Below are 5,868 nucleotides of genomic sequence, written 5' to 3'. Positions count from 1 at the left end.
AAGCCGTCCAAATGGCCGCCCATTTTGCCGTCTCGTTCCAAGCCAACACCTCCGACGTTCATGCGCACGGAGATTGGCCCGTTCAGATCACCAGCGGCAGGAGGGGATCAGCGTCGCGCTTACGCCTTTGGATGGATTTTTTTGCCCGACCAGCTGGCCATCGTACCGGGCGAATGTCGGTCAGCTGTAACGGAAGCGCCCCTGCTGGACAGACGACCACTCAAACCTGCGCCCAAGCCGTGGCTATCCGATAGGGACGCGCTCAGGTGCGGATGGTGCCGTCACCGGTGACCAGATATTTGAAGCTTGTCAGTTGTTCCGCGCCCACCGGGCCGCGCGCGTGCATCTTGCCGGTGGCGATACCGATTTCGGCGCCCATGCCGAATTCGCCGCCATCGGCGAATTGGGTCGAGGCGTTGCGGATCAGGATGGCGCTGTCGAGCCCCTTGAAGAAGCGGTCGGCTGTGGCGTTATTCTCGGTCAGGATGGCCTCGGTGTGGCCCGAGCCATAGCGGCGGATATGGGCCATGGCCTCATCGACACCATCGACCAGTTTGACGGCGATGATCTTGTCCAGGAATTCATGCCCGAAATCCGAAGCCTCGGCCCGCACGGTGCCGGGCAGATCGGCCAGCACGCCATCGGCCCGCACCTCGACGCCAGCATCCAGCAGATCTTGCAGCAGCACCGGCCCGTGCTTGTCAAAAAAGGCGCGGTCGATCAGCAGACATTCCGCGGCGCCGCAGATGCCGGTCCGACGCGTCTTGGCGTTCAGCACGACGCGGCGCGCCTTTTCCAGATCGGCCTCGCCATCGGCATAGACATGGCAGATGCCCTCCAGATGCGCAAAGACCGGCACGCGCGCCTCTTTCTGGACAAGCCCGACCAGCCCCTTGCCGCCACGCGGCACGATGACGTCGATATAGGCCTGGGCGCGCAGCATCGCCGCCACCGCCTCGCGGTCGGTGGTGGGCACCATCTGGATCGCCGCCTCGGGCAGGCCGGCCTGACGCAGGCCGGTGACCAGCGCCTGATGGATCGCGGTCGAGCTGTGGATGCTTTCCGAGCCGCCGCGCAGGATCACGGCATTGCCGGCCTTGAGCGCCAGGGCCGCCGCATCTGCAGTGACATTCGGGCGGCTTTCATAGATCACGCCGATGACGCCCAAGGGGGTGGCGACGCGCTGGATATGCAGCCCGTTCGGCCGGTCCCATTCGGCCAGAACCCGGCCCACCGGGTCGGCCTGCGCCGCAACCGAGCGTAGCCCGTCAGCCATGGCGCGGATGCGGGCGGGATCCAGTTTGAGCCGGTCCAGCATGGCCGGGCTGAGGCCCTTTTTCTCGGCGAAATCCATGTCTAGGGTATTAGCGTCCAAAATCGCCTGTTCCGAGCCGATCAGCGCATCCGCCGCGCCCACCAATGCGGCGTGCTTGCGTTCTGCTGTAGCTTCGGCCAGCACGGCGGCAGCGGCGCGGGCGGCCGCCCCCAGTTCGGCGATCAGCGCATCGGCATCAGAAGTGGTCAGGTCTTTCATGGCATCATTCCCCTTGATGCCCCCGAGATAGTCAGGCAAGGGCTGGATTTCCAGCGGAAAGGGTGGAGGAGGGGGAAGGTGTAGGATTTTGCGGTCAGGGTGCCCGGCGCCTGATCCGCAAGGAAAACCTGTTGCCAAGCCTTCTGCGACAAATGGCGAACAAAACCAGAACAAAGCGCGTGGCTGTAAAACATCTGGCGCGGCTCTGGGCGCGGCCCCAGCCAGGTCCTGTGACGGGCTCGGGGAATGGATCGCGAACGGCTATCGCGACCTGCGCGACCGCATTCTGGGCGGGGTGGCGGAATGAGCCACAAGGTTGTGACCCTCGTTTGCAGCCGCGTCGTCGGTAGCGCCGCTCAAAAGGCGGTTCTTACGAACATGGCAGACAAAGCCAGCGACGGTGGCGAGGGTGTCTTTGCCAGCAAGGCAACCATCGCGGCCGAGACGGAAATGGGCCTGACGACGGTCAAGCGCGCAATCAACGAACTGCTCGAAAAAGGTCTGATCGTCGAGGCTGGGGCCAAGCCTTGCACGAACGGGCACACCATCATTTACGATATGGTTGTCGGTGCAATTGCGGCCCTGCCCGAGTGGAAACTATCTCGCCGTGCCGAACCTCGCCGGTCCATGGTGGACCCGGTCCAGAACGGACGGTGACCCGGTCCAGAGCGGACCCCAAACCGTCCTTGAACCATCCTTGAACAATGATGATGACCGCGCGGGCAAGCGAGACGATTTTCGGGGTAAGATCCTCGAAGCGATTGGGCTCGACCCTAGTGCCCGGACGGCGCTGGTCGGGCCGGCCGAGATGGCCGAGGCGCGTCGCTGGCTCGACCTGCCGCATGTCAGTGAAGATCTGGCCTGCAAACAGATTCGGGCGGTGATGGCGCGGAAAGGTGGCGAGCCGCCGCACAGCCTGGGATATTTCACCGCCGAGATGCAGCGGATGAGTGCCGAACTGGACGCGGCCAGGACGCCGCTGGCGCCTGCCAGCCCTCGCCCGGAGAAGGCTCGGCCGAGCGGCGTGGTGGCGATGGCGCCGAGGCCGGCCTTGGTGGATCTGGACGCGCTCGCGGCTCTTTGGGCGCCCAAGGTGACCACCGGCAGTTACGTGCCTGCCTCGGCCATCAGTGCTGCGCTGGCGCGGCACATGCTCAATCGGGGGCTGGTCAGTCAGACAGAGCTGCGCCGCGTCGGGGTGGCAATATGAGCCAGGCGCCAAAACCTGCCGGCCTTCTGCGGATGGTCCGGTTGCGCGGCTGGCTCGCCCCGGAAAGGCTGGCTGCTGCCGTTCGGGCCTTGGGCGGATGCCATCGCCCAGCCGCGCGCGGTGCGGCCGGGTCGGTGCGCCGACGGGCAGGCAAGCGGCTGGCTTCCCTAGGTTCTTCCAAGGCCCCTACCGCCTGCGGGGGGATTTCCCGCGCAAATATCCACATGTGCGAGGGCATTTTTTCTGGACTTTATTATTACTTCTCCCCGCCGCACCAGCGCGCTGAAATCGCGCCAGAGGAATGCTGATGTGCTTTGATGCAGTCTGGTGGCAGTGGAAAATCAAGGCTCTGAAATCATGAGAACTTCCGTCACCCTTGACGATGACCTGTTGCCGATGCTGATGGCAGAGAAGGCTCGGCTTGCCCGCGCTGCTGGTCTGCGTGAGATATCAAACGCCCGTGCGATCAACACGGTTTTGCGGCGCGCCCTGACCGCAGGTAAGGCGAAATCGGCATGAGCATGTTCGACCGCCAAGCCAGTTGCCTTCGCAGCGTTGTGGGGCAATACCTGACACGCAATGCGGCCCATCCGGCCGCCGATCAATGGGCCAATGAAACGCTGGTCCATGCCTTCGATGCTGCGCAGCGCGCTGCGGCAGAGCGGAACCTGAAGGCACTGACCATGTTAGCCCCGCAGAGGCCGCCGGGCACCGAGAAACGCTTTCTGGAAGTGCTGCAAAAGGCTCGCAGAGCGATGCCCTTCGTTGACGTGGATTACGGCACCGGCGACGGTCGGGGCTATCGCAGGCCGAAGCCGGCCGCGGACATCATGCGTCTCCAGATCGGCGAAGATCACTTGTCGAATTTCGATGCCCCGGCCGCGAACCTCAGCAGCGAGCGGCTGACCGTCTCCGAAGCTGTCCTGGCCCGGTCGCGCGTGATGCGGGCCGGCGCGCATTTGGTGGTGGCGCCGAAGCCGGGCACCACCCGCGCCGGAACCGCCGAGATCCCGCTGCAAGCCGTTCCCGTCGGGCTGACCCTGACCCGCCCGGCGCCCTTTGCCCTGATCCCCGATCTGGACGAAAGCCCGGTGCCGGTCTCGCCCCTCTCGGCCGTGATGGTCACCGACAAGGTGCAGCGCCCCGATGATCTGGCAACCCACGCCTTCCGGGTCTCGCTCAAGCGCAGCGAGATCAACGACCGGCCGGATGACGAGCTGATCAACATCGTGCTGCACGCGATCATCCTGGGCTTGGCCGATGCCGTCGACCGTGAGCTGCTGGGCGCGATCCTGGCGTCCGATCCCGGGATGTTCACCCTCGGGCGGGCGGCGGCCAAGGGCCTGACGTTCGGCGAGCTGCGTGCCATCGTCGGCACCGATGAACCCGGCGCAGGCCTGACCCCCGGCCCGGGCTATGGCGACGCGGCGGGTCAGCTGTTCCTGAACTCGATCCCGGCCGAGCTGGCTTCAGCCGCCGACCGGACTGTCATCGCCGCCTTCGACAAGTTCGGCATCTCGGCAGGCCCGGAAATCACCCTGCTGGTCGAACGCACTGCCGCCGACGGCAGCGTGACCCTGACCTGCTTTTGCGAGTTGCGCACCGTGATCCCGGACGATGGTTTTGCCTGGGTGTTCCAGGCGCCGGCGGTGACGCCATGATGATCGACCTGCTGGGCGCCTGGCGTGGCCGGTCTGGCGATCAGGTCGCGCCCACTGCCGCCGCCTCGGATCGTCAGCTGCCGCCCGATCTGCTGGCCTGCGTCGATCGCGCCCGGGTGCGCCATTCCCGGCGCGATGACCACGAGGGCAACCCGATCATCAAGCTGCGCGCGCCGGCGTTCGGCGAATTCCGCTGGCTGGGGCTCGAGGACGCGGCCGATCGGGTTGCAGTCCTGTGGCCCGAACTGGCGCCGGCCCTCTGCGTCCGCGCGGCGCAGCTGCTAGAGGCGACCGTCACCGACGTGGCGATGGCAGGAGTAGAAAAGCGGAAGCGCCGCCCTTGGGTGTGGGATTGGTGATGCCCGACTGGAAAGCTGACCAGCCAGTGCCATTTGCATTGCTGATCTTGCGAAGCCCCTGGGGCGATGAGGCGCCCTTTGCCCATGTCGCCATTGAGGCAGAGCGGCCGGTGACCAGTGCGCTGCTGGGGCCGGATGGCAGCCCGCTGCGCTATGCCACCCCGGCGCTGGGCTTTGACCTGCGCGGGCGGGGCTGATGGCCCGCCGCCGCAGATCCCCGGTGCCCACCCGGCTGCGCCGGCTGGCCAAGGAACTGGCGCTGCCCGGCATGGTCGAGGCGCCCATGCCCACCGGCAAGAACCCATCCGCCCGCCGCACCCGCCGGCTGGCGCGCAAAAGCTGGCTGATCGGCTGGCCCTTCTCACGAGGTGAACTCTGATGCCCACGCTTTTCGATGTAATCATCACCGGCGAGCCCGCCCGGCCCGCGCCCGAGATCCGCGTCGATGGCCGCCCCGTCCAGGACGGCGAGCGCGTCACCATGGACCTGGCGCAGGCCGTGGATCTGCTGGAACGCGGTCTGGCGGTCCGACCGGGCAAGGTCGAGGTGACAGTGGCGGTCAAACCCGGCCGCGCCGGCGGCGTGATGCTGGATGGCGGCTATGCGGCGCCCGGCACCCGCGTCGGCGTGGACTGGGCCACGGCCCAGAACCTGGTCTGGCGCGGCCGGGCGGAACTCGCCCCCGGCGTCACGCTGCCCAGCCAAGACCCGGATCGCCCGAAATGAAGTTCGACCTGATCATCAAGGGCCGCGACACCCTGTCTCTGGGCGGCCTGCGCCGGCGCCGCACCGGCGTCATGATCGACGGCCAGGCCCGCTTTGGCGGCGAGCGGGTGCGCGTTTCCTGGTCCGAGGCGCGCCAGCTGATCGGCGCGGGCCAGGCCGAGGCCGCGCCGGGCGTCGTGGTGCCGCTGACCAACCCGGAGCCGCGGCCGTGAGATAGCGAAAGCCCGGCGCTGCGGACGGCGCCAGGCCTTGGGTGTCAATCGGCATCCAAACGGCCCCCCCGATCGGCGCCCAAAAGTGACCCCTTTGGCGCGCGGTTGAGCAGGCCCGTGGCGGCGTAGCTTTCCAGCTGGCGCAGCCGACGCGGGCCTGCGTTTC

10 protein-coding genes are annotated in these 5,868 nt (G+C 66.8%); 9 read left to right on the top strand and 1 reads right to left on the bottom strand.

Annotated features, from left to right (window positions below; translation table 11 throughout):
- Positions 1 to 262: 262 nt before the first annotated feature.
- On the bottom strand, positions 263 to 1,534 hold the full coding sequence (locus tag GL279_RS18735) for a glutamate-5-semialdehyde dehydrogenase (protein WP_155066130.1): 1,272 nt from the start codon (positions 1,532 to 1,534) through the stop codon (positions 263 to 265).
- A gap of 303 nt (positions 1,535 to 1,837) precedes the next feature.
- Between GL279_RS18735 and GL279_RS18730 the strand changes: the two genes are divergently transcribed.
- The 9 genes from GL279_RS18730 (at position 1,838) to GL279_RS18690 (ending at position 5,702) form a co-directional block, all read left to right on the top strand.
- Positions 1,838 to 2,191, top strand: coding sequence for a helix-turn-helix domain-containing protein (locus GL279_RS18730; protein WP_155066129.1), 354 nt, complete (start codon positions 1,838 to 1,840; stop codon positions 2,189 to 2,191).
- 40 nt (positions 2,192 to 2,231) lie between these two features.
- Positions 2,232 to 2,744 (top strand): hypothetical protein, encoded by a 513-nt coding sequence (locus GL279_RS18725; protein WP_155066128.1) that lies wholly within the window; start codon positions 2,232 to 2,234, stop codon positions 2,742 to 2,744.
- 357 nt (positions 2,745 to 3,101) lie between these two features.
- Entirely contained in the window at positions 3,102 to 3,263 is a 162-nt protein-coding gene (locus GL279_RS18720; RefSeq protein ID WP_155066127.1) for a hypothetical protein, read from the top strand.
- Entirely contained in the window at positions 3,260 to 4,405 is a 1,146-nt protein-coding gene (locus GL279_RS18715; RefSeq protein WP_155066126.1) for a hypothetical protein, read from the top strand. Before GL279_RS18720 ends, GL279_RS18715 begins: the two co-directional genes overlap by 4 nt.
- Positions 4,402 to 4,764, top strand: coding sequence for a hypothetical protein (locus GL279_RS18710; RefSeq protein ID WP_155066125.1), 363 nt, complete (start codon positions 4,402 to 4,404; stop codon positions 4,762 to 4,764). The genes GL279_RS18715 and GL279_RS18710 overlap by 4 nt, the downstream gene beginning before the upstream one ends.
- Positions 4,764 to 4,961 carry a hypothetical protein gene (locus GL279_RS18705; protein ID WP_155066124.1) on the top strand — a complete coding sequence of 66 codons (198 nt, stop codon included), beginning with the start codon at positions 4,764 to 4,766 and terminating at the stop codon, positions 4,959 to 4,961. The genes GL279_RS18710 and GL279_RS18705 overlap by 1 nt, the downstream gene beginning before the upstream one ends.
- Entirely contained in the window at positions 4,961 to 5,143 is a 183-nt protein-coding gene (locus GL279_RS18700) for a hypothetical protein (protein ID WP_155066123.1), read from the top strand. The genes GL279_RS18705 and GL279_RS18700 overlap by 1 nt, the downstream gene beginning before the upstream one ends.
- Entirely contained in the window at positions 5,143 to 5,490 is a 348-nt protein-coding gene (locus tag GL279_RS18695) for a hypothetical protein (protein WP_155066122.1), read from the top strand. Before GL279_RS18700 ends, GL279_RS18695 begins: the two co-directional genes overlap by 1 nt.
- Complete coding sequence (locus GL279_RS18690) at positions 5,487 to 5,702, top strand: hypothetical protein (RefSeq protein WP_155066121.1); 216 nt, start codon at positions 5,487 to 5,489, stop codon at positions 5,700 to 5,702. Before GL279_RS18695 ends, GL279_RS18690 begins: the two co-directional genes overlap by 4 nt.
- Positions 5,703 to 5,868 lie beyond the last annotated feature (166 nt).

It is taken from the genome of Paracoccus limosus (assembly GCF_009711185.1).
Classification (GTDB): Bacteria; Pseudomonadota; Alphaproteobacteria; order Rhodobacterales; family Rhodobacteraceae; genus Paracoccus; species Paracoccus limosus.
Note: the sequence above shows the minus strand (reverse complement) of the source record. Positions and strands in the feature narration are given on the sequence as shown.

What these genes read in the sequence shown, in the direction of transcription:
- GL279_RS18720 (WP_155066127.1), top strand. Translation starts at nt 3,102, where the DNA reads ATGAGAACTTCCGTCACCCTTGACGATGACCTGTTGCCGATGCTGATG.
- GL279_RS18715 (WP_155066126.1), top strand. Translation starts at nt 3,260, where the DNA reads ATGAGCATGTTCGACCGCCAAGCCAGTTGCCTTCGCAGCGTTGTGGGG.
- GL279_RS18705 (WP_155066124.1), top strand. Translation starts at nt 4,764, where the DNA reads ATGCCCGACTGGAAAGCTGACCAGCCAGTGCCATTTGCATTGCTGATC.
- GL279_RS18700 (WP_155066123.1), top strand. Translation starts at nt 4,961, where the DNA reads ATGGCCCGCCGCCGCAGATCCCCGGTGCCCACCCGGCTGCGCCGGCTG.
- GL279_RS18690 (WP_155066121.1), top strand. Translation starts at nt 5,487, where the DNA reads ATGAAGTTCGACCTGATCATCAAGGGCCGCGACACCCTGTCTCTGGGC.
- GL279_RS18735 (WP_155066130.1), bottom strand. Translation starts at nt 1,534, where the DNA reads ATGAAAGACCTGACCACTTCTGATGCCGATGCGCTGATCGCCGAACTG.
- GL279_RS18695 (WP_155066122.1), top strand. Translation starts at nt 5,143, where the DNA reads ATGCCCACGCTTTTCGATGTAATCATCACCGGCGAGCCCGCCCGGCCC.
- GL279_RS18730 (WP_155066129.1), top strand. Translation starts at nt 1,838, where the DNA reads ATGAGCCACAAGGTTGTGACCCTCGTTTGCAGCCGCGTCGTCGGTAGC.
- GL279_RS18710 (WP_155066125.1), top strand. Translation starts at nt 4,402, where the DNA reads ATGATGATCGACCTGCTGGGCGCCTGGCGTGGCCGGTCTGGCGATCAG.